At 44.9% G+C, this 24,703-nt stretch carries 25 protein-coding genes, 1 tRNA gene and 1 riboswitch; of the genes, 9 read left to right on the top strand and 17 right to left on the bottom strand.

Annotated features, from left to right (window positions below; all coding sequences use genetic code 11):
- The first annotated feature begins 37 nt into the window (after positions 1 to 37).
- Positions 38 to 880, top strand: a complete 843-nt coding sequence (locus ACQY3H_RS02225; protein ID WP_428074416.1) for a methyltransferase family protein — start codon at positions 38 to 40, stop codon at positions 878 to 880.
- 3 nt (positions 881 to 883) lie between these two features.
- Here the strand turns inward: ACQY3H_RS02225 and ACQY3H_RS02220 are convergent, their stop codons facing one another.
- The 3 genes from ACQY3H_RS02220 to ACQY3H_RS02210 are packed head-to-tail and all read right to left on the bottom strand — an operon-like array spanning position 884 to position 2,533.
- A complete protein-coding gene (locus ACQY3H_RS02220; RefSeq protein ID WP_428074414.1) occupies positions 884 to 1,162 on the bottom strand; it encodes a hypothetical protein in 279 nt (92 codons plus the stop codon).
- Positions 1,132 to 2,079: a hypothetical protein gene (locus ACQY3H_RS02215; RefSeq protein ID WP_428074412.1), complete on the bottom strand. Its 948-nt coding sequence runs from the start codon at positions 2,077 to 2,079 to the stop codon at positions 1,132 to 1,134. Before ACQY3H_RS02215 ends, ACQY3H_RS02220 begins: the two co-directional genes overlap by 31 nt.
- The gene (locus tag ACQY3H_RS02210; protein WP_428074410.1) at positions 2,069 to 2,533 is read right to left on the bottom strand and encodes a hypothetical protein; all 465 of its coding nucleotides are present in this window, start codon (positions 2,531 to 2,533) and stop codon (positions 2,069 to 2,071) included. The genes ACQY3H_RS02215 and ACQY3H_RS02210 overlap by 11 nt, the downstream gene beginning before the upstream one ends.
- Positions 2,534 to 2,611: 78 nt before the next feature.
- Positions 2,612 to 2,696, bottom strand: a riboswitch (SAM riboswitch).
- A 431-nt stretch (positions 2,697 to 3,127) separates the two neighbouring features.
- On the opposite strand from ACQY3H_RS02210, the gene ACQY3H_RS02205 reads away from it, so the two are divergent.
- Positions 3,128 to 3,439: a hypothetical protein gene (locus ACQY3H_RS02205; RefSeq protein WP_428074408.1), complete on the top strand. Its 312-nt coding sequence runs from the start codon at positions 3,128 to 3,130 to the stop codon at positions 3,437 to 3,439.
- A 409-nt stretch (positions 3,440 to 3,848) separates the two neighbouring features.
- Here ACQY3H_RS02205 and ACQY3H_RS02200 read toward each other — a convergent pair.
- The 3 genes from ACQY3H_RS02200 to ACQY3H_RS02190 all read right to left on the bottom strand — a co-directional run bounded on the left by ACQY3H_RS02200 (position 3,849) and on the right by ACQY3H_RS02190 (position 5,619).
- Positions 3,849 to 3,923, bottom strand: a tRNA-Asp gene (locus tag ACQY3H_RS02200).
- Between the two features lie 84 nt (positions 3,924 to 4,007).
- A complete protein-coding gene (gene murB / locus ACQY3H_RS02195) occupies positions 4,008 to 4,907 on the bottom strand; it encodes a UDP-N-acetylmuramate dehydrogenase (protein ID WP_428074406.1) in 900 nt (299 codons plus the stop codon).
- A 7-nt stretch (positions 4,908 to 4,914) separates the two neighbouring features.
- A complete protein-coding gene (locus ACQY3H_RS02190; protein WP_428074404.1) occupies positions 4,915 to 5,619 on the bottom strand; it encodes a hypothetical protein in 705 nt (234 codons plus the stop codon).
- A 98-nt stretch (positions 5,620 to 5,717) separates the two neighbouring features.
- Between ACQY3H_RS02190 and ACQY3H_RS02185 the strand changes: the two genes are divergently transcribed.
- Entirely contained in the window at positions 5,718 to 7,259 is a 1,542-nt protein-coding gene (locus ACQY3H_RS02185; RefSeq protein ID WP_428074402.1) for a phosphoglucomutase, read from the top strand.
- A 140-nt stretch (positions 7,260 to 7,399) separates the two neighbouring features.
- Positions 7,400 to 7,981, top strand: coding sequence for a type IV pilin protein (locus ACQY3H_RS02180; RefSeq protein WP_428074400.1), 582 nt, complete (start codon positions 7,400 to 7,402; stop codon positions 7,979 to 7,981).
- A 48-nt stretch (positions 7,982 to 8,029) separates the two neighbouring features.
- Here ACQY3H_RS02180 and ACQY3H_RS02175 read toward each other — a convergent pair whose 3' ends face one another.
- Positions 8,030 to 9,274 (bottom strand): tetratricopeptide repeat protein, encoded by a 1,245-nt coding sequence (locus tag ACQY3H_RS02175; RefSeq protein ID WP_428074398.1) that lies wholly within the window; start codon positions 9,272 to 9,274, stop codon positions 8,030 to 8,032.
- Positions 9,275 to 9,279: 5 nt separating this feature from the next.
- Positions 9,280 to 9,774, bottom strand: a complete 495-nt coding sequence (locus ACQY3H_RS02170) for a YajQ family cyclic di-GMP-binding protein (RefSeq protein WP_428074396.1) — start codon at positions 9,772 to 9,774, stop codon at positions 9,280 to 9,282.
- 136 nt (positions 9,775 to 9,910) lie between these two features.
- Between ACQY3H_RS02170 and ACQY3H_RS02165 the strand changes: the two genes are divergently transcribed.
- Positions 9,911 to 11,206 carry an MFS transporter gene (locus ACQY3H_RS02165; RefSeq protein ID WP_428074813.1) on the top strand — a complete coding sequence of 432 codons (1,296 nt, stop codon included), beginning with the start codon at positions 9,911 to 9,913 and terminating at the stop codon, positions 11,204 to 11,206.
- A gap of 130 nt (positions 11,207 to 11,336) precedes the next feature.
- Here the strand turns inward: ACQY3H_RS02165 and rpsT are convergent, their stop codons facing one another.
- Positions 11,337 to 11,612, bottom strand: a complete 276-nt coding sequence (rpsT, locus tag ACQY3H_RS02160) for a 30S ribosomal protein S20 (protein WP_428074394.1) — start codon at positions 11,610 to 11,612, stop codon at positions 11,337 to 11,339.
- A 101-nt stretch (positions 11,613 to 11,713) separates the two neighbouring features.
- Between rpsT and ACQY3H_RS02155 the strand changes: the two genes are divergently transcribed.
- Positions 11,714 to 13,030, top strand: a complete 1,317-nt coding sequence (locus ACQY3H_RS02155) for a GIY-YIG nuclease family protein (RefSeq protein ID WP_428074392.1) — start codon at positions 11,714 to 11,716, stop codon at positions 13,028 to 13,030.
- Between the two features lie 6 nt (positions 13,031 to 13,036).
- Here ACQY3H_RS02155 and ACQY3H_RS02150 read toward each other — a convergent pair whose 3' ends face one another.
- The gene (locus ACQY3H_RS02150) at positions 13,037 to 13,588 is read right to left on the bottom strand and encodes a type IV pilin protein (protein ID WP_428074390.1); all 552 of its coding nucleotides are present in this window, start codon (positions 13,586 to 13,588) and stop codon (positions 13,037 to 13,039) included.
- A gap of 154 nt (positions 13,589 to 13,742) precedes the next feature.
- Positions 13,743 to 14,426, bottom strand: coding sequence for a mechanosensitive ion channel family protein (locus ACQY3H_RS02145; protein ID WP_428074388.1), 684 nt, complete (start codon positions 14,424 to 14,426; stop codon positions 13,743 to 13,745).
- 63 nt (positions 14,427 to 14,489) lie between these two features.
- Here ACQY3H_RS02145 and recG point away from each other — a divergent pair, with 63 nt between their 5' ends.
- Positions 14,490 to 16,577, top strand: a complete 2,088-nt coding sequence (gene recG, locus ACQY3H_RS02140; protein WP_428074386.1) for an ATP-dependent DNA helicase RecG — start codon at positions 14,490 to 14,492, stop codon at positions 16,575 to 16,577.
- A 246-nt stretch (positions 16,578 to 16,823) separates the two neighbouring features.
- A complete protein-coding gene (locus tag ACQY3H_RS02135) occupies positions 16,824 to 17,045 on the top strand; it encodes a hypothetical protein (protein WP_428074384.1) in 222 nt (73 codons plus the stop codon).
- A gap of 28 nt (positions 17,046 to 17,073) precedes the next feature.
- On the opposite strand, the gene metG is transcribed toward ACQY3H_RS02135, so the two are convergent.
- From metG to ACQY3H_RS02105, 6 genes are all read right to left on the bottom strand, one after another.
- The gene (metG, locus tag ACQY3H_RS02130) at positions 17,074 to 18,576 is read right to left on the bottom strand and encodes a methionine--tRNA ligase (RefSeq protein ID WP_428074382.1); all 1,503 of its coding nucleotides are present in this window, start codon (positions 18,574 to 18,576) and stop codon (positions 17,074 to 17,076) included.
- Entirely contained in the window at positions 18,577 to 19,605 is a 1,029-nt protein-coding gene (gene holB / locus ACQY3H_RS02125) for a DNA polymerase III subunit delta' (protein ID WP_428074379.1), read from the bottom strand.
- On the bottom strand, positions 19,606 to 20,220 hold the full coding sequence (gene tmk / locus ACQY3H_RS02120; RefSeq protein WP_428074377.1) for a dTMP kinase: 615 nt from the start codon (positions 20,218 to 20,220) through the stop codon (positions 19,606 to 19,608). It lies immediately after the preceding gene.
- Between the two features lies 1 nt (position 20,221).
- The gene (locus tag ACQY3H_RS02115) at positions 20,222 to 20,815 is read right to left on the bottom strand and encodes a KdsC family phosphatase (RefSeq protein WP_428074375.1); all 594 of its coding nucleotides are present in this window, start codon (positions 20,813 to 20,815) and stop codon (positions 20,222 to 20,224) included.
- A 29-nt stretch (positions 20,816 to 20,844) separates the two neighbouring features.
- The gene (locus tag ACQY3H_RS02110) at positions 20,845 to 21,369 is read right to left on the bottom strand and encodes a type IV pilin protein (protein WP_428074373.1); all 525 of its coding nucleotides are present in this window, start codon (positions 21,367 to 21,369) and stop codon (positions 20,845 to 20,847) included.
- Positions 21,370 to 21,504: 135 nt separating this feature from the next.
- On the bottom strand, positions 21,505 to 21,999 hold the full coding sequence (locus ACQY3H_RS02105) for a type IV pilin protein (protein WP_428074371.1): 495 nt from the start codon (positions 21,997 to 21,999) through the stop codon (positions 21,505 to 21,507).
- Between the two features lie 164 nt (positions 22,000 to 22,163).
- Between ACQY3H_RS02105 and ACQY3H_RS02100 the strand changes: the two genes are divergently transcribed.
- Complete coding sequence (locus ACQY3H_RS02100) at positions 22,164 to 24,692, top strand: ATP-dependent Clp protease ATP-binding subunit (protein WP_428074369.1); 2,529 nt, start codon at positions 22,164 to 22,166, stop codon at positions 24,690 to 24,692.
- Positions 24,693 to 24,703: the final 11 nt, after the last annotated feature.

Below are 24,703 nucleotides of genomic sequence, written 5' to 3'. Positions count from 1 at the left end.
GTTAGCAGCGGTAGTATGGAAATTTTATGAGCACCGTATGGCTGCTCAAGTGCTTGAGAAACAACGCGCTCACTTTTTTTCTACGCGGGAAATGTTGCTATTGGTTTTGATGCTTTTTCCGTGTTGGATCGGTTCTTGGGGGCAAGTGCGTTTGCCGGTTGCCGCGCAGTATTTTTTCTTTGTACTTGGGACAGCAGGCTTGTTGTTCGCTACGCTCTGGCACGTATGGGCAAAATTGAACATCGGTACTTTATGGTCTGACGGAATAGAAATAAAAACCGATCATCCGTTACGCACCACAGGTGCTTATGCCTTAGCCAGACATCCCATGTATGCCTCGCTCTTGCTGTGGTGTTGGTGCGGAAGCCTCATGCTGGCCAACGCGCTTACATGGATAGTAGTAAGCGGAGTGTTCTTGCCGCTGATGGTGCGCCGCGCTAAGGCCGAAGAACAGTGGCTTTTGCAAAAAAATCCCGATTATGCCCTTTACCAAAATAATGTGCGGATGTTGAGCGTGACTTTAGCGGGCGGGTGGAGTGTCTTGGTTCGGTTGGTACTGGCGCTTGCCCTGTGTTATTTTACGGCGGCTCACCAAATTACACTGTCTGTATTAGGCGGACTTGTGTTTATCCACTTATACTTGGGATATAGTCTTAAACCGGAAAAAACGGCCTTTTCATACCGTTCCAAATCGGGCATGATGACGGTATTTGGGCTATTGGGGTTATATGTACACCCGGCGTTTTTCTATTTTTTCTATGTAATCGTTGCAATGTGCTTATATGGCTTAAAATGGAATTGCCCGTGCATGTGGGTATATGAGAAATACCACGGGTGTCCGTGTTTTATGCTGATCAAAAAGTGCCGATTGCAGAGATGAGGTTTATTTGGTAAATTGCACGTCCAAACAGGTGATTTTGTCGTCTTTAATTTGCATGCGAATTTTCTCGCCGTTAAATGTCCAGAAACAAAAAGTATCATTGGATTCAATGCATACTTCTACGCAACATTGATCGCTGTTTCTAAACTCATCCTTTATATTCCAAAAGTCTTTAATGTATAAGTTGCTATAAATATCGCTGTAATCCATCCATATCAATTCTTTTCCGCCTACTTGATACGTGTACGTTTTCAAAGCCGATTTTGCCCACTCCGGATCCATTTCGGCTGCTTTTTTAAGCAGATCGGAAAATTCTTTACCGGCAGCGGTTTGGCAATATAACAGTAACGTGTTCCATAGGTGCGTAGGATGCGATAATAATCTATTGCATTGTTGGTAGCTATGCGTTCGTGACAATTTAGGCAATGAAATTTAATCACATGCCCACCGGATAATGCCGAAGCGATACAAGAATAAGGTAGTAACTTTATTTTGCCGCAAGTGGGGCAGACGGCACGTGGGAAAATATAGCCGGGAGGTGTAAATTTGCCCAACCAGCAAAGTCCAAGTTCCATGAGCATAAACCCGTTGAAAACCATTTCGTCATCTTGCATTAAAATACCGGGATATAACTCGCCAAAATGATATGTTTGTCGTATGCGCGAAAGCCAGTGCCAACGTTTCCTGTCTTGCGCCAACGTGAGCGAACAGGTTAAATCCTTTTTATAACTGACAAGTCCATAATTTAAGTGGTATTGATAACCGGACATATACCAACTCCACATTTCGGGTGTAAGGCTCGCTCCTGTATTGAAGGCAGCCACTACCTGAACATAATGTTTGGTCAGTGTTTTAAGAAATACCGCTAGTTTATCCTGTTCTTCTTTTGTCCATCCTTCCACATCCAATTCTGTTAAAATTACCGTTGCTAAACTGATATGTAACCGATAAAAATTAGTTAGCATTTCTATGGGCGTTTTTTTAATAAAATCATGTATGCTGTGTGTATTAAAGACCAAAATTTCCCGCAAGGGATGTTTTTGTTTCAAATCGCGCACGAACTGCTCTAAGGCAAATGCACCGCCGATTGAGTCTCCCGTAATAATAAAACTATTATATTGCGGATCGGCTAAATTCTCGTTAATATATGATAAGTGTTTTTTTAACTCCGGTGCATTTAGAAAAAAATTATTTGTCATATTGGGGCTCCTTGTTTGTTTGGATAGTAGATATCTCACCGCGCATACCACGTAGAGAAGCGCATAGCATGGCATATTTGAATTTCATTTGCATCGTATGGTGATTTTTAATCATTTGTAGGATAACTTTATAATAAAAGTGTTTCAAATAATGCTGAATCTGCGGATAGGACTCGGGGTGCTCTTTTTGCAAATCGTCTAAAAATCCGACCTCTTTTTTTTCAGTTAAAAAAACATGCAAACTACGAATGCCGGCAAGTTTTATTTTAACGTTCATTTCCGTCGGGAATTTAAGATGTTTTAAACTATCTCCGCCAGCTTTTAGAAAATCTTCGTGGGTGATTATTTTTTTATCGTAAAGGTATTTAAATAACCCCACTTCCAATTTAGCATTGTCATCGGTGTGTTTCGATGGCAATTGTTTTTGATACATATTGTTAAGAACTATGTTCATAACTACCTCTTTTTAGATAAATTCCACAGGAGTATCAAAAAGAAAACCCATCGCAAAGATGGGCTTAAACGGTAAGAGGTCCCATCTTTCAAGCATTAGCACCTTGCTTGGGCAGGTTGCTGTGTAGTCGTCGGGCTTGCCCCTCGTACACTCTCTATGGTACTTATAGTATAGCAAAATGATGCGACAACAGGTTGTCGTGCGAATGTTATATTCTATAAAAAAGGAGAAAAACTATGAAACAATATGACATGGTTGAAATATGGAAACGCAGTAAAGAAGACGAAGATGTGCAATTAGAGGCACTTTTTGATGCGTTGTATGCGCTTAAAAGGTGACAGAGGATGATTTATTTATTTACTTACACAGTAAGGGGCTTAGAGATAGAGGATATATTTATCCCAAGAGGGAAGCCGTGCAGCACTTTATGCGTTACCAACTTACCTACAAAGGAGAGCCGTTTTTGGATAAAATGAACTGTTATCATCATAGCCCGATTGATTTGGCTATCAAATTTATGAACGTATTTCCAAAGCCATTGAACACGAAGAGGAGGGCGTAGCATTTTATACATGCACGGGCGCTCCGGCTGTGATGGGCACGATCGTGTGTATGGGCAAAATGCAAGACGGAAAGTATATAACTAATCCAACCGAAGGTGCGCCGCGCAAACTGGTGGACAAACTAACTCCCAACGATATTTTGATGTTTTTAACTAAATACGGCAAATGGCTCAAGGATCCGCTTCTGATGTTTGGCGTGTGGCGAACGTACGCTAAAAACAAGTATGGACCGTGGCTTATGTGCTTATGCCACCATTTAGGCACAGGTCGCTGGGAAGATTATTACGAATATGCTTTTGATGCCGGACTAGACGCTATTGACTATATTGGCACTAAGTTTTAACTTGACTTCTAGGCCCAGAAGAAGCGTGAAGGCGTAGATATTTATAAGCACGTGCGCCACTTCCTACCCATCCCCGGTCAGCATAAAAACAAAAGATTCTTTACAATTCACAAAAATCTGCCAAAAAGCGCATGCTCAAAGTGGTGCATAAAAATCCCCGTCGGGGTTTAACCCTAACGGGGATAAATGCTAATAATCAAAAACTAAAATACGGAGTTGACGAGATTCGTCCTGCATAAATTTCCTGACGGAAATTTTGCCCGGAACCGCCCTCGCGGTATTCGCCTTTGCCTAACGGCAAAACTCATACATCGCTGTGGGCTTCGAATCTCGACGCGGCATAAAGCAGTTTATGCCGCTCGATACTTCACAAAAATTAAAACCCCCATAAGGGGGGTTCAAATTTTTACGGAGTCGACGAGATTCGAACTCGCGGTCTCTGCCTTGACAGGGCAGCGTGTTAACCAGGCTACACCACGACTCCAAACAACTCAAATTTTTTCGTACTTATATTATATCTTACCTGGGGCCTAAGCGTCAACTTTTTCCATGTCTCCGACGGAAAAACTTACGCAAATTCGCCCCATAAGATTTGTTCCAACTCTAATTCTACGCCGTGTTTTTCTTTTACTTTTTGACGCACTTGCTTCATGAGTTCATAAATATCTTCCGGCGTAGCGCGGTTGAAATTGATAATAAATCCGGCGTGTTTTTCCGATACTTTCGCTCCACCTACCGACAAGCCACGCAGCCCCGTATCGTCAATCAAACGCGAGGCGTAATCGTTAGCAGGTCGTTTGAACACACTCCCCGCACTTGGGAAATCTAACGGTTGTTTTTCAATGCGTTTATGAAGAATGCTATGGCGCGTTTCCACCAGTTGGGTAAAGTCGGCTTTGTCCAACTTAAATGCAGCGGACAGAACGATGTAGTTTTCAATACCTTCTACATGGCGGTATGCATACGAAATATCATTTTTCAAAATAGTAGCCGGGCGGCCTTGCAAATCAATTACGTCAAAATATTCCAATTTGTCAAAGGTTTCTTGCCCGAATGCGCCCGCATTCATATAAACGGCCCCGCCGACACTTCCCGGAATTCCGGATAACTTTTCCATACCGGCTAATCCGGCGTGTACGGCAATTTCACAGACTTTATCTAAAGCGGCCCCGGCTTGTGCTTTGATATTGTTGCCTTCACGAGAAATGGCTTGCATGTGTTTCGTGGAGCAGACAATGCCTTGTACACCTTTGGAGCCGACTAAAATGTTAGAACCGAAACCTAAAATGTGTAGGGGAATATTATACGCACTGGCTAATTTTAAGACAAAACCCCACTCTTCGGCTGTGGCGGGATAAACATATACCTCGGCCGGGCCGCCGGTGCGATACGTCGTATGATTGCCCATCGGTTCATCGGGCAAACACCGCTCGCCAAAGAAATTTTTCAGTTCTTGTTTATAGTCCATGACTCAGTTAAAAATTCAGGCCGATACCGCCTTGGAACCCTTCGTTGCTGGCAGTTTTGGTGTATGACCCAAAGATGTAAAACAACGGAAACGGTGCCACGCGCACCCCGGCCGTATAGCGAACGGCTCCGTCGGAAGTAGAGCGGTTTTCTGCCATTTTGCGGGTAGAAAAGTCCCCATAATCATAGCCTACACCTAAATAGGGCGTCACGAATAATACTGTGGTTGAAGCCACAGCCGATAAAGACAAATGGTCAACCGTGTACCAATCGGTTTGGGCGTGGTCGTAAAAGCCGGCTAACGTTACGTCAAAAAGTTGCATGACATCGTAATTGTATTTCAACCCAAGGCCCAACGATTCAAAACCGTTAAAGGCACTGCCGCGTACGGCTACGGTGGTATTAATAACCGGAACAAATGTTTCGGCCGTAATAAAAGGCGTGATTAAATAATCTTCGGATGAAATGTTGTTGTCCTTGCCTACTTTGACGCCACCGAAAGTCGCTCCGACATCAAACCCCGGGAAAGAAGTGGCTTTTCCGGTGTGGAAATCGTTTAAGCCGATAAGGGTATTGATATCTTTGTTGTAGGCAGATAAGTTGGAAGCACTGCCGGCATAGTGATCGCGGAAGTCATCGGAAATATTGGTGGACGCGAGTGCTGCCGCGGGGAAAAGAAATAAGCTAAAAACAACGGTTAAGATTTTTTTCATTTGTACGTATCTCCATTTGCGAAAATTAAACATATATAATATGATAGAAAAAGAAAGACGTAACGTGCAATGCTATTTTAGGATAAGGAGATTTCTTTATGGTCAGCGAACTTGCCGGAACATTATCTACACAAAAAATTGATACACAAGCCTTACACAGTGCTTTTTTTGCCCCGGGCAAAACCCCGGTGCCTGTTAAATTCGGTACGTCTGGGCACCGCGGAACTTTAGGGGAAGGGTTTTGTGCTTTGCATGCGCAAGCCATCGCGCAAGCCGTGGCGCGTATCCATTTGGAAAATCATATTACGGGTCCGGTTTTGGTGGGGGGAGATACGCGGTTGATGTCGCGCGAAACAGCGCGACTATGCGCGGAAGTTTTAACTGGAAATAATATCCCGGTTATCTTGCCTGATATCCCGGTGCCGACGCCGGTTTTCTCGTTTGAAATTCGCAGTGGGCGCGCGTGTGCCTGTTTGAATGGCACCGCCAGCCATAACCCGCCGCAGGAAATGGGACTTAAATATAACCCGGCTAACGGTGGCCCGGCCGACGGTAAATTGACGGCCCAAATTGAAAAATATGCCAATGAATATATGGCCAATCCGTCGGCAATTAAATCGTTGCCGCTTGCTCAAGCGCGGGAACGGGGGTTGGTAACGACGGCAGATGTCATTACCCCGTACGTAAAAGCCATCGGGCAAAAAATTGATTTCAAAAAAATAGCCGCATCCGGTTGCCGGTTTGCTATTCACCCGCTCGGCGGTACCAGTTTGCCTTTTTACCGTGCCATTAAAGAAAAATACGGTTTGCACAATGTGGATATTGTCAGCGAAGTACAAGACCCGACATTCTGCTTTATCCCGTTAGACCATGACGGAAAAATTCGCATGGATCCGTCGTCTAAATATCCCATGAAACCGCTGATAGAATTGGTGCAAAAAGGAGTGTATGCTTTCGCCGGTGCGAGTGATCCGGATGCCGACCGCTTCGGTTGCGCTACGGCACAAGGCGGGCTGATTGCCCCGAATCACGCGCTATGTGTTATGGCGGACTATTTAGTTAAAAAGCACCGTGTCAAAGGGGCAACGGCTATTGGGCGCACGTTAGGAACGACGGCCCTGTTAGACCGTATTGCCAAACACTACGAGTTGGAATTGGACGAAGTGAACGTCGGTTTTAAGTATTTTGTGGAAGGATTAGACAAAGGCCGTTTGGTGTTGGCGGGGGAAGAAAGCGCGGGTATGTCGGTAAGCGGTTGGACGACGGAAAAAGACGGTATTTTTGCCGTATGTCTGTTAATGGAAATCCAAGCCGTTGCCGGTGATATTGCCGCCTTATATAAGGATATTGCTAGCAAATACGGTACGCCGTATTATACGCGCGTGGATGTGCCGACCGACGCCGAAACAAAAGCCCGTATCAAAGCGTTAAAAGCGGCTGATTTTACGTTGCCGCAAGTGGCGGGAGAGAAAGTTACCCGCGTGCGCGATACGGACGGCCTTAAAGTGTATTTGGAAAATTCGTGGTTTTTGGTGCGACCGAGCGGTACGGAAAATATTTTGAAAATCTATGCCGAAACGTTCACGTCCGAAGAGCACTTGCATACGTTGATTAGCGAAGCGCAAAAAGTGTTAGCATAAAGTAAAACTGGTTGATTAAAAAGCATCCTCGGGAAATTTTCTGAAGATGCTTTTTTGGTAGAGAAAATTTTACTTGACATTGTTTTTTTTTTTTGTTAAATTTTATGGGTAGGCAAATTCAGTAACAAAAGAGGAGTTTTATGAAAGGTATAATTTCGGGCAAAGTAAGTGGGTTTACGCTGATAGAACTTTTAGTAGTTGTGTTAATTATCGGTATTTTAGCTGCAGTGGCCTTGCCGCAATACAAGCGGGCGGTAGAAAAAGCCCGAGCCACGCAAGGGATGACGTTACTTAAGTCGCTTAGTCAAGCCGCCGATACGTATTATATAGCCAATGGATCGTTTCCATCGTCTTTCGATGAATTAGATATCGAATTCCCTGCCGGTTGGAATGGCACGGAAAGATGGTGGAATGAGGCGGTTGTTGATGCCCGTTCTAATGGTAAATGGTCTCTTGTGTTAGAAACAGAAGCAAGTTCCGATTCATATATAATTTTTTTAGGCCAATTAACAGGTGAGTACCGCGGTACGGGATTTGGGTATTATCCTCTGAAACAAAACTATGCTCAACTGAATATTCCCGCTAATACGCTCCTTTGTGCGGAAGTTGCCAGCGGAGCAGTAGTGTATCCTGGTTCGGCGGGAAGTTATTGCGAAAAACTATGGCATGGACAGAATGTTTATAGCGGTACCATGCGTCTCTATACCATACATGCTTTTTAATAAAATTAACCCCCGCCTAGTTTGACGGGGGTTTTTACTAAAGTATTTTTATTTCTTTTTCTGCAGACGCGTCAGTTTGTTTTGTGCGCTGGTGGCATATTTGCTTGTCGGAAACTGTAAAATCAGTTTCGTATATGTTTCATATGCGTTATCGGTGCGTCCGTCTTTGGCGTAGGCCCCTGCCAATTCATACATACGCGGGGCGGTGGGTTGCAATAAGACGGCTTTTTCCAAGGCTTGTATATAGCGTTTAGGATCTTTGAATTTTTTATGCGCTATTTTAGCCGCTTGCATATAAGCGTTGGCCGCATTTTCTTTGGATACTTTAGACAATTTGGCGGCTTGTTGCAAGGTGTCATAAGACATGTCATATTGTTTTTGTTTGTAATACACATCGGCTTTGCCGCGGTAGGCTTCATAGACGGAATTAGGATCTTTAATTAGTTCAATGGCCTTATCGTAATTGAGCAAAGCGCTGTCGTACTGTTTATTGTTCTCATCTAAAATAGCCATGTGCTTGTATACCGTTCCCGTTTCGGCCGAATTGGGATACAACCGCAACACGCTAGTATAGGCCTCCGTGGCGGCAGCCGTATTTTTTAAGTTATCGGCATATACATCGCCAATCAAGCGCATGCTGGCTGCCCGGTAAGGGGAATTGGGATATAAGGCATTGGCCTTTTTATATTGCAAAATGGCAGCCAAATAATTGCCGTTCACCCGGTGCAAATCGCCATACCATAATTCTATTTCATTATTTCCGGGGTATTCGTTATAATGCAATAAAAACCGTTCAAATGCCTGTACGGCGGCCGGATAAAATTCTTTACCGCTTAATTTGGAAAACGCATAAAGCATTTTAGCCGTTTGTTTATCTAACATAGATTCATTCGGCGTTTGTACGAATAATTTACTGGCCATTTCGCGGACTTTTTTGTCTAACGCCTCTTGTGTTTCATTAAATAACGGCGACAATTGGACCATGTCCGTCGCGGGGAATAAATAGCGCAAACGGAACAATACGCCGAGTGCTTCGCCGTTGCGTCCGGCTTTGACCAGTAAGCGCGTTTGCACCAAAAGGGCATCGGGGGCCGACGGATGCGCCGGGTTTTGTAAAAACCAAGTATCTAAATTGTCGGCCAAGGCAGAGGCATATCTGCGGGTTTCGCCGGAGTTTTTAACCGGAAAAGAACTGATGGCTTGTTTATAAAACTCCAACGTTTTTTGGGAATCTATCGCCCATGTCGTTACGCCTAACGCACAAAATAAGAAAGTAAGGATTATTTTTTTCATGGAAATTACCTGTAATTTGTAAATTGAAGTTCTACGCCGAAATCTTGCCCGCGCAGAAGTGCCATGGTGTTTTGGAGTTCGTCTTTAGATTTAGACGATACGCGCAACTGATCCCCTTGAATAGAGGCGCTGACTTTGAGTTTAGCGTCTTTAATGGTTTTAGAAATTTGTTTGGCTTTTTCCGCCGGGATACCTTGTTGGATTTTGACGGTTTGTTTGGCATTTCCGCCCAAAGCCGATTCAATTTTTTGCGGGAGCATATTTTTAAGCGGGATACCGCGTTTGGCGATACGTGTAAAAATAATGTCGCGCAACGTATTGACTTTGAATTCATCGCTGGAAGCCAGTTTGAGTTCGTTATCTTTTTGGTTTAGTTCAATGGAAGACGAAGTCCCTTTGAAATCGTAGCGGTTGGTAATTTCTTTATTGGCGGCGCTGACGGCTTCACTAATTACATTTAAGTCCACTTTGGACACAATATCAAAACTGTAATCGGCCATAGTTTTTCTCCTTTTGGGGTAAATTTCCTATATTATATCTTTTTTTGTAAAATAGTTTTAACGGCGCTCCAAATCGTTCGGATGCGTTATTTTGAAAACAGGAGAATGCACTGTCGGTGCGTGCAAACAAGCAAACATGTATATCAAAACTCGTTTGACAGTAATGAACTTCCTCCAATTTGCCGTGTGGGGGGCGTATTTAACGTCCATGGGGACGTTTCTGGCCGGCGCGGGCTTGGCCGAACATATCGGTTGGTTTTATGCGGTACAAGGGTTTGTATCCTTATTTATGCCGGCTGTTATCGGTATTATTGCCGATCGTTGGGTACCGGCTCAAAAAATGCTTGCCCTGTGTCACTTTTTAGCGGCGGCATTTATTGCGGGTGCGGCATATTACGGCTCGCAAAGTACAATTAGTTTTTCCCACTTGTTTACTTGCTACACGTTAAGCGTGGCGTTCTATATGCCTACGTTGGCGCTTTCTAACTCGGTAGCCTATACGGCACTTCGCCAACAGGGGTTAGATACTGTCAAAGTTTTCCCGCCAATTCGTGTGTTTGGAACGGTGGGTTTTATTTGTGCGATGCTTACCACCAACTTCGCGGGCTTTCAGGGCAGTTATGTCCAATGGTATTTCTCGGCGCTGCTCGGTTTTATTTTGGCGGTCTATTGTTTGACGCTTCCCGCGTGCCCGGTGGCACAAGGCGAAGCCAAAACGTTAGCCGATGCGTTAGGACTTAAAGCATTTGCCTTATTTAAGGAAAAGAAAATGGCGATTTTCTTTTTATTCTCTATGTTACTCGGTATGTCCTTACAAGTAACAAACGGTTTTGCGGGCCCGTTTATCAGCGGGTTTAACTCGTTAGACGGTTTTACCGGTTCGTGGGGGGCTAACAACGCCAACGCGCTGATTTCGCTTTCCCAAATGTCGGAAACACTTTGTATTTTGCTGATTCCGTTTTTCTTAAAACGCTACGGTATTAAAAAAGTAATGCTGATCAGTATGCTTGCGTGGGTGCTCCGTTTCGGGTTTTTAGGGCTTGGTAACCCGTCCACCGTGCTGGGTATTGTGCTGTTAATAGCGTCTATGATTGTGTACGGGGTGGCGTTTGATTTCTTCAACATTTCCGGTTCGTTGTTTGTGGACCAAGAAACCGATCCGTCCATCCGCTCCAGCGCGCAGGGTGTGTTTATGCTGATGACCAACGGCTTCGGCGCGGCTATCGGTTCGCTCGCGGCGCAGAAAGTAGTGAATTGTTTAGTCATCTCGCACCAAAACACGGACTTACTGATAAATGGCGTATATCCGCCGGATGTTTCTCAAGCGATTATGCAAGGGTGGAGTCATGCGTGGTTTGTGTTTGCGGGGTTTGCGCTTGTAGTAGCGATGCTATTTAGCATTTGCTTTAAGTATGAGCACAAAGCGGCTTAAATAAAATAACATTGATTATACAAACGGCAGACTAACGTCTGCCGTTTGTATTTTATCTAAAGCAATAATTTTTATAAATAAAACTCCCGCTTAATTTTTAAGCGGGAGTTTTTCAAGACAAAACCGTTATTTATTTGGCTTTGTTGGCGGCTTTGGCCAAGCGAGATTTCTTGCGGGCGGCCGTTTTCCAGTGAATGGTTTTCTTTTTGGCGGCCTTGTCAATGCAAGAATTTGCCTTTTTCAAATCGTCTTTGAGCGTAGCGGCTTTTGTAGAAGCGGACGCTTTGACGGTTTTAGTGGCCAAGCGAACTTTTTTGATTAAGCCTTTATTGGCGGAAGTTCTTTTGACGGCTTGGCGTTGCGCTTTGATAGCGCTAGTGTGTCTACCAGTTTTTAATTTTGCCATTTGTAATAATTCCTCTATACAAAAATCGGTACATATATTATAGTTAATTTACCGGGAGCGGTCAACTGCCACTCAAAAGCCGCAAATGTTACAATATACCTATGGACCCGCGAATTGATATCTTACCGAAAAGCCCCGGCGTATATATTATGCGCGATAAATCGGGCACGATTATCTATATCGGAAAAGCAAAAAATTTGTCCGATAGGGTCAAGCAGTATTTTCAAGAATCTAACCTGTATTCGCGCGGGTGGAAGTTGCCCAGTTTGCTACCGCTGATTGCCAAAATAGACTACATCACGTGCGACAGCGAACGCGACGCACTGGTGTTGGAAGAAAAACTCATTAAAGAATATCAGCCTTTTTTTAATTCGCTCGGTAAAGACGGGAAAAGTTATCCGTACTTGAAAATTACGACGGGGGAAGATTATCCGCGCTTGGTGCTTACGCGCCGCGTGATAAAAGGCAAGGACTTGTATTTCGGGCCGTATCCCAAATCATCTATTGTCAAAAGTTTAATGCGGTTTTTATGGAAAAGCAACTATGCCCCATTGCGGCCCTGCCACTGGAGTTTTTCGCGTGAGAAAGCGCTTGCTCCCTTAAAAATCAACACGTGTATTTATTATCATACGGGGCAATGTCCGGCGCCTTGCGCGGGGAAAATTTCATACGAAGATTACCGCGTGCTTGTAAAGCGCATGGCGGAATTTTTAGACGGAAATTTTGGGGATATTACCGAAAAAATGACCGCACTTATGCACGAACATTCGTCCAAAATGGAATATGAAAAAGCGGCGGTTTTCCGCAATTTTCTGCAAGCGATAGAACACATGAAAGAGCGCGTCATTGTGGGAAAATTCAAAGATGAAAAAATCACAACGGCTATGCAAAATACCGATAAGTTAAAACGCCTTGCCGAAGTTATCGGACTGAAAAAATTACCCGCGCATATTGAAGCGTTTGATAACTCGCATTTATTTGGGCGCGAAGCGGTGGGTTGTATGGTTTGCTATATTAACGGCGAGAAAAACCACGAACATTACCGCCGTTTTAAGATTCGCTCCAAACTGCCCGAGCGCGGCGGGAGTGATTTTACGATGATGGAAGAAAGTGTCTATCGGCGTTTGCGCCAAATCAAGCGCGACCCGGCCCACGCGCCCGACCTGATTTTGCTTGACGGCGGTAAAAGCCAAATTACCGCTGCGCTAAATGCCTTTGAACGTGCGGATATATATATCCCGTTTATCGCGCTTGCCGAAACACACGAAGGAATTTATTTGCCCGGCGCGGCAGAAAGCATTAAACTGCCTATCGGCGATCCGGCCCTTAACCTTTTAATGGAAATACGTGACGAAGTTCACCGCTTTGCCGTTACTTACCACCGCAAACTGCGCGACAAAAACGTCTTTGAAAAATAAATTTTGTTACGGTAATTTGAAGACTTTTTCTTGTGCCCCGGGATAAGGTGTTTTAGTTCCCCGGAATAATTTAGTGCAATAATCGCCTTCGGCTAATTTGAAATAACCGGTTTCTTCGATACAAATAATTTGATTTTTAGGCACTTGTTCTTCTGTATTGCTGTCGCTGCGCCATTGCCATTGGAAAGCGGCTCCGCGATAGGGGCCGGTTAACCGTTCCAAACGTACGCCGCGGTTCTGATCTTCGTTATTAAAGAAAACGATATTCCAATCTTTGGAAGAATGTACTTCGGTAGGAATCGTAATCCCCACTTGCGTATTTCCGGCCCACGCGGGAATTTCCACATCTAAATCTTCAAACGATAACGGATAATCCCCGGTGGCCATTTTGTACACCAACCCTGTCTCGCCCAATGTTTTTAGTAATGCGAAGGCTTGTGTCGCTTTTGATTTTTCTACCGCTTTATTATATTGCGGCAGGGCTACGGCCGCTAAAATGCCGATGATGAGCACAACTACCAATAATTCAATGAGTGTAAATGCTTTTGTATCGTTCATAAAAAATTTCCTTATTTATTATTATTGTGCTTTTTTTTGAATCTGTCAAGAAACGTTTTGTAGTCCGGTAAATTTATCATGGAAAAATAAATCGGTTTTTGTAAATAAAAAAGCCGAAGCAAAAATCGCTTCGGCTTTTTTGCGGATGAAAAACTTATTTATTTTCTTTCTTAAACAAGTGGCGTAAAAAATCTTCGGCCAATGTTTTAGAGCCGAGCCCTACACCGATAGCAAACGCAAGCCCCAAAGACGCTAGCACAATTACTACGATATTGTTTACCAGTTGCGTAGCAATGCCTAAATTCTCTACCGCCAAAAGCGCACAGAAGAAAATGATAAACGCATTGACGGCCCGCGCCATCAAAAAACCGCCTTGCAAGTTGTTGGCTTTGGCGGAATTTTCAATAATGTTGCTCATCAGTTTGCCAAAGAGCATACCGGCAAACAGAATAATCACGGACACAAAAAGCGTCGGGATGAACGTTAAGAATTGGGTGAACAGATTGCGGATGACTTCCAAGTGCAACACTTCCGCGGCTAATACCACCGCATAGAAAATTACCGCCCACGCGAGCACGAACGCGATAATATACGTCGGTGATTTGCCAAGCCCAAAGCGCATGCAAAGTTCGTTAATGCCTAATTTAGATGTTTTTTCATCAAACGAAATTTTGCCCAGCATTTTTTTGACAAACGAACTGACCAGCCGCGAAATGTATAACCCTAATACCATAATAAGTAGGGCAACAAGTAACGCGACTAACACTTTCAAACTGCTTTGGCCCAACTCTAACAGTTGGGTGCTAATGTTTTGCGACATCATTTCCAATGTTTCCATAATAGTTCTCCTTGTTAAAATTGTAGCAAATCATAAGCCGATTATTGGTAAAATAAGAATAATATGAGCGAAATTCAGTACTTAAAAGGTATCGGCCCGGCCAAAGCCAAATTGTTTGATAAGTTGGGAATTGAGACGGTAGAAGATTTGCTGCACTACTATCCGCGTACTTATCAAGACCGCCGCTTGGGCGCCCCACCTAACGAGTATAACTCCGATTCGCTCGTCGTTTTTAAGGGGCGCGTTCTGCGCTCGCAAACCGTTCCGGCGCGCAGTGTGCTTATTTTTAAGGCGTTTTTGCAAGACGAACAAGGCCACGAAATTGAGTGTACGTGGTTCAAACGGCGCACGTTCGGGCGGTATAGTTTTGATCCGTTCGGTACACTTAAAAAAGATTTTCATATCAATAACGAAGTATGGGTGATTGGGCGGCGCGAGAATAAAAATAATTTTTTCGGTAATAAAATTACGGTGGAAGAACACTACGTCGCCGCAGATGTACTTACCGAATTACACGCCGGGCGTTTAACACCTATTTACGGGCTGACCGAAGGGCTGACTAACAAACAATTCAGATTATTTGTGCATGAGGCGTTGCAGACTTCCGCTATGGCGAACGAACAGGAAATTTTGCCGCCGGTGTTGCTGCAAAAACATAAATTTTTAAGTGCCCCGCAAGCATTAAAAGCGGTGCACTTTCCCAACTCGCTTGCCGAGTTGGAAAATGCCCGCGCGCGTCTTGCATACGAAGAATTTTTACTGCTTGCTACGGCGTGGGGCATTAAACGCACGCAAACCAAAGTGTTAGCCAAAGATTATTCCTACGAAATCAAAAAAAATCTGTTAACGCCGTTTCGCCAGCATCTCGGTTTTGAATTTACCAATAGCCAAAAAAAAGTAATTAACGAAATTTTCAATGATTTGTGTTCGGTTCGTCCGATGAACCGGTTGTTGCAGGGGGACGTGGGATCCGGTAAAACGGTGGTTGCGTTATGTGCAATGTTATTGGCCGTGGAAAACGGGTATCAGGCGGCCCTCATGGCGCCGACGGAGATTTTAGCCGAACAACATTATTTTACGTTTAAGCGGCTTTTGCAAGGGCTACCTGTAAATGTGGCCGTACTGACAAGCAGCACCAAAGCTGCGGCGCGCAAGAAAATTTTGAAAGAGTTGGCAGACGGCAGTTTGCATATTTTAATCGGTACGCATGCGGTTATTCAAGACGATGTGAAATTTCATAATCTGCGTTTGGCGGTTATTGATGAACAGCACCGCTTCGGCGTCAAACAGCGCAGCAAACTTAAAGAAAAAACCGCTAAATTAGACCTTTTAACCATGACGGCTACTCCTATCCCGCGTACGCTTGCGTTGGCGTTTTACGGCGATTTGGAAGTATCTACCATTAGCGAACTTCCGCCGGGACGGCAGGCGATTATTACCGAAACGGCTACGCCGAAATTGGCGTATGACCGCGTGCGTGAAGAAATACAAAACGGGCGGCAAGCATATATTGTTTTTCCGCTGATTGAAGAGAGCGAAAAAATTTCCGCCAAAGCCGTTACGGAAGAATTTGAAAAGTTAAAAAAAGTGTTTCCGCAGTTTCGTCTGTCTATGCTTCACGGGCAAATGACGCAAGCCGAAAAAGAACAAATCATGGCTGATTTTGCCGCGCACAAGACTGATATTTTGGTGGCAACGCCCGTCATAGAAGTGGGTATTGATGTCAAAAACGCTACCGTTATGGTAATTGAAAATGCCGAGCGGTTTGGTTTGGCCAGTTTGCACCAGTTGCGCGGGCGCGTGGGCCGCGGTGAACATCAAAGTTATTGTATGTTAGTACCCGAACATGCGGGAAGTATCGCTAAAGAACGGGTGGATATTATTTGCGCTACGCGCGACGGATTTAAAATCGGCGAGCGCGATATGCAACTGCGCGGCCCGGGGGAAATTTTGGGTACGCGCCAAAGCGGGGAGTTGGAATTTAAGGCGGGCGATATTTTTAAAGACCGCGATATTTTATATCAGGCCATACAAGACCGCGACGAACTTTTAGCGCAAGACCCGGGTTTAACGCGGCCCGAGCACGCGCTTTTTAAACGCAAATTGCAAGAACTCTATCAAAAGAATTGGCACTTAATTGATTTATCGTAAGATTAATACATTTTTGTATTGACATGGAGCATAATTCTTTTTTGTAGAAATGCTATACTGTAAATAGAAATAAATCTGTTTCTATGCCGTGAAGAACGGCCATTCGTTGCAAAACGATTGTTCGCTCTAGAAACAGGGAGTCTCTCTTTGCGCGTACTTTCGGGTACGCGCAAGGGCGGCTCTGGTTAGGATGGAGCGAACACCTAATCGGAGACCGCCCTTTTTTTATACCGGGCCAATAAAAATATGAAAACAGAAAAGGAAGTATTTGAAGATCTAAAAGTATTAAAAAAATCAGCCCGGTTGGCGCAGGCCCGCTTGCAAAAATTAGTTTATACCATGCCGTTTTTTTCATACGCTCCGGTAGAGGCTTTGCAAGCGTTGAATATCTATTGCCTACGGCTTGAAAACAGCGAACAAGAATTAAAACAACTGGCGCAAGAAAACACAAAAAAACCGAAAGCGTGAACTTTCGGTTTTTTATGTTGGGCAATTTTTATTTTTCCAACCGCGGGAAAAGCGGCGGGTATTTTTCAATCTTGCCGGGTTGCAAGCGGCGCGCCATTTCCGGCCCGATGGTAGGCATAAACGGCGTTAGCCATTTTGCTACGTAGCGCAAGCACGCCACCAACTCTAATAAGACTTCTTTTGTGGCGGCGGGATCGGTCTTGGCCAGTTCCCACGGTTTTTTCTCGTCCACGAGTTTATTTAAGTCGCTGGCGAACCCGTAAATTTGTTCTAACACTTTATCAAAGGCCAGTTCATCATACGCCGCGTCAATAATTTTTTCCACTTCGCCGGCTTTGGCGAGCAGTTTATAATTACCGGTAATCGTTTCCGGCAAATCACCGATGTTTTTGGCGGCCATATTCAGCGTGCGCGATAAAAGGTTGCCGATGTTATTGGCTAAATCGGAATTGTAGCGGTTCTTGAAACTGGCCATAGAAAAATCGCCGTCTTGCCCGAAAGGTACTTCGCGGAATAAAAATGCGCGTACCGGGTCCACGCCGTATTTTTCGGCTACTTCGGCGGGGTTGACGATATTGCCCAAAGACTTGGACATTTTCTCGCCTTCTACTGTCCACCAACCGTGCGCAAATACTTTTTTGGGAAGCGGCAAATTTAAGGCCATGAGTACCGCTGGCCAAATAACCGTATGAAAGCGGAAAATTTCTTTGCCCACCATGTGTAAATCAGCGGGCCACAAGTCTTCAAATGTTGCAACGCCGATCTTTTTTAGTTGTGCTTCGTGTTCGGTTTTATCGTCGCAAATATGCGTGCCGAAACCGGCGCCGGAAATATAGTTAATAAGTGCATCAAACCATACATAAATGGTATGTTTGGGGTTGCTCGGCACCGGAATTCCCCATGCTACTTTCGTGCGCGTGACGGACAAATCTTGCAAACCGCCTTTGACGAAATTGATGATTTCGTTGGCGCGTGTTTTGGGGCTTAAAAATTCGGGGTGTTCCTCGTAGTATTTTAACAAGGGTTTTTCGTAGCGGGAGAGTTTGAAGAAATACGTTTCTTCATGCACTTCGGTTAAGGGACGTTTATGCACCGGGCAGAGATTGCCTTCCAAAATTTCGCTGTCGTTATAGTATTGTTCGCACGACATGCAATACTTGCCCGAGTACGAACCTAAATAAATATCGCCCGTTTTGAGTAATTTTTCAAAAATGGCTTGAACGACATGTTCGTGGTGCGGATCGGTGGTGCGGATAAAATCATCGTAAGAAATGTTTAATTGTTTCCACATTTCTTTGTATTTTTCGGCGACGCTGTCCGCCCATGCTTTGGGGGTTACGTTGTTGGCGGCGGCGGTTTTTTCAATGTTGGCGCCGTGTTCGTCCGTCCCCGTTAAATAATGTACGTCAAAACCTTGTTGGCGTTTGTAGCGGGCCAAAATATCTTGCGCTATCGTCGTGTAAGCGTGGCCGATATGCGGTACCGAGTTTACATAGTAAAGCGGGGTGGTAATATAGAATTTTTTAGTCATTTAATTCTCCGTTTCAAATAAAGGTAAATTGAGACCGTCTAAACTGCAAAGGGCCGTTTCCAACACGAGCGCGGGGGAAACGTTGCGGGTTAGACTGCGTTTATAGTTTTCAAATTGTTGCAAGATATGGGTATAGCGGCGCTGTTCGTTATCGGTCGGTGCAGATACCCACGCGCTATGTAAGGCTTGTAAAAGTACATCTAAAACGGCTTGCGTTTCTTGCCGCGATGCCACAAGCGTACGGGGTAGTTCGGCTACTACGGCTGCCGGCCCTTGCGGGCTGCACCCGGTAGCACTTATCCCGGCTTCTTGTAACAAAGCAAGGGCTCCGTCTGCCTTTAACGCCCCTTGTATGGAGCCGCAACTGTATTTAGCGCACAAGTCCGTATATTGGGTGTCCAGTTGGTTATCCTGTAAAATCTGTTTAATGTTCTCTTGCGATAAAGGGGCAAATGCCAGCGATTGGCAACGCGATAAAATCGTGCGTAGCATGGCCGAGCGTTTAGAGGTAATTAAAATCCAAACGGTTTTGGCGGGCGGTTCTTCAATAAATTTAAGTAATGCGTTTGCCGCTGCACCTTGCATGCTTTGGGCTTCGTCAATGATAAAAACTTTATAGCCGTTCCCTACGGCTTTTTGTTGGGCTTTGGCGGTGACGTCGCGGATTGTATCAATGTTGATGTGTTGTTGCTTGGCGAGTTCTTTTTCCAATTCTTCTTCGTAGGAAGAAGATTCAAAATCTTTTTTTACCGTTAATCGCGCTTGATACAAAAAATCGGCAAAGATAACATCCGGATGTATCTGCTGGCTGATGGCTTTGCAGTTGGCGCACTCCCCGCAGGCTTCCCCTTGGGCGCGCGCCGTAGCGTCTAAACAGTTTAACGCTTTAGCAAATTCAAGGGCTGTTTTCGCCTTCCCCACACCAGCCGGCCCGTAGAATAACAAAGCCCCCGGCACGCGCTCGTTTTTTACGAGCGTTTTTAAGTAGTCGGTGGCTTTTTCCTGCCCTAGGATTTCTGAAAACGGCATTTAGATTTGGTGTCTTTTTAATAACTGGCGCACTTGGAATTGAACGTCCGAGATGTCTTTATCGGCATCTATTAAATAGGAGTTTTTAGTGCATTGGAGCATTTCCAAATACCCTTCGCGCATTTTCTGGCGGAAGGCCCTGTCTTCTTGTTCCAAGCGGTCGGAGAATAAATATTCGCCGCGTTCGGTGAAATACTTATCCGACATTAAAAATACGAGTGTTAAATCGGGCGAGAGCCCCAACGTGGCAATTTTATTTAAGGTATCAATGATTTTTAAATCAATACCGCGCCCGTAACCCTGATACGCACACGTGGACATGGTATAGCGTTCACAAATGACAATTTTCCCGGCTTCCAATGCGGGAATAATTTTTTCTTGTGTGTGTTGAGCGCGCGAGGCTTCATATAAAAGGAGTTCGGCCATCGGCGTAATGTTGACTTTAGGTTCTAATACAATTTGGCGTATTTTTTCCGCTGTGGGGGTTCCGCCGGGTTCGCGCGTCAAAAGCACGTCTTTGCCTTGCTCCAACAGGTAATTGACGAGCAGTTTGGCTTGCGTGGATTTACCGCAACGGTCCGGCCCTTCTAAAACAATAAATTTTCCTTTCGGCATATTAGGCTAATCCTTCTTGGGAAGTAATAATTTGTAACTGCGTTTTGGCGGGCAACTGCCACCCGTTTTTGGCATTTTGAACAAGTGTATCCAATTTGCCTTGAGCGTTCAAAATAAAATCAATAATTTCACGATACGCGCCATCGCCCCCGGCACGTGCGGTAACAAAATGAGCCGCTTGTTTAACTTGGGGAACGGCAGCCGGTACCGTGGCCGCAAAACCGACGGCTTGCAATAAAGGTAAATCGGTTAAGTCATCGCCGATATAGGCAATTTGGTCCGGGGTTAAATTTTCACGTTTTAAGATGTCTTGTAGCGGCCCGAGTTTGGATAAAAAACCTTGATAAATATAAGTGTAACCGAGCGCATCCGCGCGGTGAATAGTGGTTTCGTGCCGCCGACCGGTAATGATGCCCAGCGTGATACCCGCTTGCCGGCACAAAATCGCGGCAATGCCGTCTTGCGTATTAAACGACTTAAATTCTTCAATGCGGCCGTTTTGAAGGAAAAAATTAACTTTTCCGTCCGTTAAAATACCGTCCACATCGGTTAAAATGGCTTTGATTTTTTTAGCCCGTTCTAAAGCGTTTTGCATATAGGTATTATAGCAAAATTCGCTTAGTCCTACCCCTGTGTTGATATCCACCCTTGTCCGGTTAGACTATCGCAGATTTTTTTGGAATAAGGAAAAGCGGCTTTCCAAGAACAGGTTTTAGTTCCATCATAAAAATTTATCATTAAAGAGTATTGTATGGGATTGCTGAAACTTCCATTTTCGCGTCTGTCTGCGCCACCGACACAGGCGGAAGCGTTGCACCAAGAATCATAACTAAAATAATTACTTCGGCAATCATCGCCGCCGCTGAGATCGCACTTTAAAATTCTTTCTACATCTATGTCCAATACATCGGAAATACCGTTTGTATTTCCTGCTTTACCGATAAATTCTACGGTTGTGCTGGGGCGTCCGTTAGCCATCATATATACGTTGACGGCTTCCTCCAAAGAGGACAAGAGCGTAAGGGCCTCTGTCGCGTGTGCTTTTTCCACCGCAACTCTGTATTGCGGCAGGGCCACACTGGCCAAAATGCCGATAATAAGAACGACAACCAATAATTCGATGAGAGTAAATGCCTGTTTGTTTTTCATGTTGTTTGCTCCTTGCTTTTTTACCAATACTTTATTATGGTTTTTTTTTTGATTTGTCAAGAGGCATTTGGCCCCTTTCTAAAGCATTTTTCGTGGTGTTATAGCAAAATTGGGGATAGGGCTAAACAGGGGGGGTTAATTAAATACGTAACCGGTTGTCCCTTGACCTACGTTTACCGTTTGGGTGCCGAAACTTTGGCAAATTTTTATTCCGAAAGCATCGTATCCATGGCAAAAGAATTGACCGCTTTTTACCTTGCCGATACCGTAAAAGTGAGAATAAGGATCACGATTGCAATACACAATAGCTTCCGTGAATCCGCTTGTAAGGGACGCGGCCCGGCAAACAAAATTTTTTGTTTTTACGGCACTCGCTCCGTACCCATAATTGGTAACGACCTCTCCCGGAAGTTCTATATCCAACGCTTCCACGTCTTCCGTATATTCTCCGTTTGCCAAATAGTAGGCTTCCGCGGCGCTTGCCATGGCGCGGGCAAGCGTGATAGCCTCTACGGCGCGTGCTTTTTCCACCGCTTTTTTATATTGCGGCAAAGCCACACTGGCCAAAATGCCGATGATTAAAACAACTACCAATAACTCAATCAGAGTAAATGCTTGACGATTCATCATAATTCCTTCAATTCAAAAGTTATTGTTATTGTAACTTTTTCAGACGTATGGTGCAAGGTTTGTCAAAAGGCCAACGTCCAACGATCTTCCGTTTTAACGGTTTTCATACCGTTTCTTTGTGGTTTTTTATATAATAAAGGTACTTGTCTTTGAAAGGGGTATTTATGGCTAAACGATTTACCGAAAATGCACAAAAAATTATTTTAATCGCACAAGAAGAAGCCAAACGCTTAAATCACGATTACGTCGGTACGGAACATATTTTACTGGGGTTGAGTGCCATTGACGGTACGGTGTCGCATAAAGTATTGTCCGGCTTGGGAATTACGTTTCGTAAGGTGCGCCAAGAAATTGAAAAAATGGTCGGCATCGGCGATACGATTATGTTATTGGGTGAAATTCCGTTCACGCCGCGCGCTAAAGCGGTGTTGGAATTTTCCGTGGAAGAATCACAAGTGTTGGGTACGGAACATATCGGCACAGAACACATTTTGCTCGGCCTTGTGCGCGAAGAAGAAGGGATGGCTGCAAAAATTTTGGATAATTTAGGCCAAAAACTATCTTCCGTGCGTGAAGCCGTTTTGACCTTTTTAGGAAACGCCAGCGAAGACGATATCGCGGAAAAAAGTACCGAAGAATCACAAGAAATCAATATGCCTATGTGGGCCAAAAATGATGAAAATTCATCTAACAAGACTAATAAAAAATCAAAAACTCCGACGTTGGATGAATATACCCGCGATTTAACCCGCTTGGCTGCCCAACACAAATTGGATCCGGTTATCGGGCGCGATGAAGAAATTGAACGCGTGGTGCAAATTTTAGCCCGCCGCACGAAAAATAACCCGGTACTTATCGGGGAGCCCGGTGTAGGTAAGACGGCTATTGTGGAAGGACTGGCCGAAAAAATTGCCCGCGGGGAAATTTCCGACTTGCTCGCCGGAAAACGGTTGCTTGCGTTGGATATGGCGTCCGTCATTGCCGGAACCAAATACCGCGGTGAATTTGAGCAACGCTTAAAAAATATTATTGATGAAATGGCTGCTGCGCAAGATGCCATTATTTTCATTGACGAACTTCACACCATTATCGGGGCAGGGGCGGCGGAAGGGTCTATGGATGCTTCCAATATGTTAAAGCCCGCCTTGGCCCGCGGTGAAGTGCAGTGTATCGGGGCGACCACTTTTGATGAATACCGCAAATACGTGGAAACCGATACCGCTTTGGAAAGACGCTTCCAACCGGTCGTTATTGAGCCGCCGGATGTGGATGAAACCATTGCTATATTAAAAGGAGTCCGCGCCAAATACGAACAACACCACAAAGTGAAATTTACCGACGGGGCTATCCGAGCGGCCGCTTCTATTTCCGACCGCTATATTTCCGACCGCGTCTTGCCGGATAAAGCATTAGATTTGTTTGATGAAGCCGGCGCACGGGCACGGCTTAAAAATGCTACGTTGCCGCCCGAAATCCGCCAAAAACAAGCGGAGTACAATCAGGCCGTGTTGGAAAAAGACGAGGCGCTCGCCAATAAAGAATTTGAAAAAGCCGCCGCCGCTAAAGATACCGAAGACCGGCTGAAAAATTACATTGACCATTTGAAAAAGAAATGGCAAGAAGAAAACGTTAACAACGTACCGGAAGTAACGGAAGAAGATATCGCACTGGTGGCATCTAAATGGACGGGCATTCCCGTTACGCGCATGACGCAAAGCGAAACCGACAAAATTTTACACATGGAAGAACGCTTGCATGAACGCATTATCGGGCAAGATGATGCGGTGCGTGTCGTGTCGCAAGCAATTCGCCGCAACCGTACCGGGTTGGGCAACCCCAGCCGGCCGATCGGCGGGTTTTTATTCCTCGGCCCTACGGGCGTGGGTAAAACCGAACTTGCCAAAAGTTTAGCCATGTTCTTGTTTGGCGATGAAGAAGCCATGATTCGGTTGGATATGTCCGAATATATGGAAAAATTTGCCGTTTCACGCTTAATCGGCGCGCCGCCCGGCTATGTGGGCTATGAAGAAGGCGGCCAACTGACCGAAGCCGTCCGCCGCCGCCCGTATAGCGTGGTGGTCTTGGACGAATTGGAAAAAGCCCACCCGGACATTTACAATATCTTACTGCAAGTGTTGGATGAAGGGGCTTTGTCGGATAATTTAGGCCACCGCGTCAGTTTCAAAAACTGCGTGATTATTATGACGTCTAACGTCGGTGCGCGCGAAATTACCAATAAAGGCAACCAACTCGGTTTTGCGGCTCACCAAAGCGCCGAGCAAGATTATCAGGATATGCGCCAAAATGTGATGGATGAAGTGAAAAAGACGTTCAATCCGGAATTTATCAACCGTATTGATGAAATTGTTGTTTTCCATTCACTGTCGCGTGAAAATATCGGTGCGATTTTAGATTTGGCACTCAAAGAAGTGGATGAAAAATTGGCGGAAAAAGAATTATCGTTGGAACTGACCGAAGAAGCCAAAAACTTCTTGGTGGAAAAAGGCTTTGACGAGAAATTCGGTGCGCGCCCGCTCTTGCGCACGATTCAGCGCGAACTGGAAGATCCGCTTGCGGAAAATATACTTGTCAGCCAATATCCCGCGCGTACGAAGATTGTGGTAGATTTTAATAAAGAAACCCGCAAACTCACTTTTGCGGGAGCGAAAACCAAAGAACCGGTGAACGCATAATTTTGGAGGAA

The organism is Candidatus Avelusimicrobium luingense (assembly GCF_902757105.1).
In the GTDB taxonomy this organism is placed as follows: domain Bacteria; phylum Elusimicrobiota; class Elusimicrobia; order Elusimicrobiales; family Elusimicrobiaceae; genus Avelusimicrobium; species Avelusimicrobium luingense.
This window is presented reverse-complemented; position numbering and strand designations above follow the sequence as displayed.

What these genes read in the sequence shown, in the direction of transcription:
- ACQY3H_RS02100 (WP_428074369.1), top strand. Translation starts at nt 22,164, where the DNA reads ATGGCTAAACGATTTACCGAAAATGCACAAAAAATTATTTTAATCGCA.
- ACQY3H_RS02110 (WP_428074373.1), bottom strand. Translation starts at nt 21,369, where the DNA reads ATGAAAAACAAACAGGCATTTACTCTCATCGAATTATTGGTTGTCGTT.
- ACQY3H_RS02210 (WP_428074410.1), bottom strand. Translation starts at nt 2,533, where the DNA reads ATGAACATAGTTCTTAACAATATGTATCAAAAACAATTGCCATCGAAA.
- ACQY3H_RS02150 (WP_428074390.1), bottom strand. Translation starts at nt 13,588, where the DNA reads ATGAACGATACAAAAGCATTTACACTCATTGAATTATTGGTAGTTGTG.
- ACQY3H_RS02170 (WP_428074396.1), bottom strand. Translation starts at nt 9,774, where the DNA reads ATGGCCGATTACAGTTTTGATATTGTGTCCAAAGTGGACTTAAATGTA.
- ACQY3H_RS02115 (WP_428074375.1), bottom strand. Translation starts at nt 20,815, where the DNA reads ATGCAAAACGCTTTAGAACGGGCTAAAAAAATCAAAGCCATTTTAACC.
- ACQY3H_RS02185 (WP_428074402.1), top strand. Translation starts at nt 5,718, where the DNA reads ATGGTCAGCGAACTTGCCGGAACATTATCTACACAAAAAATTGATACA.
- ACQY3H_RS02180 (WP_428074400.1), top strand. Translation starts at nt 7,400, where the DNA reads ATGAAAGGTATAATTTCGGGCAAAGTAAGTGGGTTTACGCTGATAGAA.
- ACQY3H_RS02165 (WP_428074813.1), top strand. Translation starts at nt 9,911, where the DNA reads ATGTATATCAAAACTCGTTTGACAGTAATGAACTTCCTCCAATTTGCC.
- holB (WP_428074379.1), bottom strand. Translation starts at nt 19,605, where the DNA reads ATGCCGTTTTCAGAAATCCTAGGGCAGGAAAAAGCCACCGACTACTTA.
- ACQY3H_RS02105 (WP_428074371.1), bottom strand. Translation starts at nt 21,999, where the DNA reads ATGATGAATCGTCAAGCATTTACTCTGATTGAGTTATTGGTAGTTGTT.
- ACQY3H_RS02205 (WP_428074408.1), top strand. Translation starts at nt 3,128, where the DNA reads ATGGGCACGATCGTGTGTATGGGCAAAATGCAAGACGGAAAGTATATA.
- ACQY3H_RS02225 (WP_428074416.1), top strand. Translation starts at nt 38, where the DNA reads ATGGCTGCTCAAGTGCTTGAGAAACAACGCGCTCACTTTTTTTCTACG.
- ACQY3H_RS02155 (WP_428074392.1), top strand. Translation starts at nt 11,714, where the DNA reads ATGGACCCGCGAATTGATATCTTACCGAAAAGCCCCGGCGTATATATT.
- ACQY3H_RS02190 (WP_428074404.1), bottom strand. Translation starts at nt 5,619, where the DNA reads ATGAAAAAAATCTTAACCGTTGTTTTTAGCTTATTTCTTTTCCCCGCG.
- rpsT (WP_428074394.1), bottom strand. Translation starts at nt 11,612, where the DNA reads ATGGCAAAATTAAAAACTGGTAGACACACTAGCGCTATCAAAGCGCAA.
- ACQY3H_RS02215 (WP_428074412.1), bottom strand. Translation starts at nt 2,079, where the DNA reads ATGACAAATAATTTTTTTCTAAATGCACCGGAGTTAAAAAAACACTTA.
- ACQY3H_RS02145 (WP_428074388.1), bottom strand. Translation starts at nt 14,426, where the DNA reads ATGGAAACATTGGAAATGATGTCGCAAAACATTAGCACCCAACTGTTA.
- recG (WP_428074386.1), top strand. Translation starts at nt 14,490, where the DNA reads ATGAGCGAAATTCAGTACTTAAAAGGTATCGGCCCGGCCAAAGCCAAA.
- metG (WP_428074382.1), bottom strand. Translation starts at nt 18,576, where the DNA reads ATGACTAAAAAATTCTATATTACCACCCCGCTTTACTATGTAAACTCG.
- ACQY3H_RS02220 (WP_428074414.1), bottom strand. Translation starts at nt 1,162, where the DNA reads ATGGATCCGGAGTGGGCAAAATCGGCTTTGAAAACGTACACGTATCAA.
- ACQY3H_RS02175 (WP_428074398.1), bottom strand. Translation starts at nt 9,274, where the DNA reads ATGAAAAAAATAATCCTTACTTTCTTATTTTGTGCGTTAGGCGTAACG.
- tmk (WP_428074377.1), bottom strand. Translation starts at nt 20,220, where the DNA reads ATGCCGAAAGGAAAATTTATTGTTTTAGAAGGGCCGGACCGTTGCGGT.
- murB (WP_428074406.1), bottom strand. Translation starts at nt 4,907, where the DNA reads ATGGACTATAAACAAGAACTGAAAAATTTCTTTGGCGAGCGGTGTTTG.
- ACQY3H_RS02135 (WP_428074384.1), top strand. Translation starts at nt 16,824, where the DNA reads ATGAAAACAGAAAAGGAAGTATTTGAAGATCTAAAAGTATTAAAAAAA.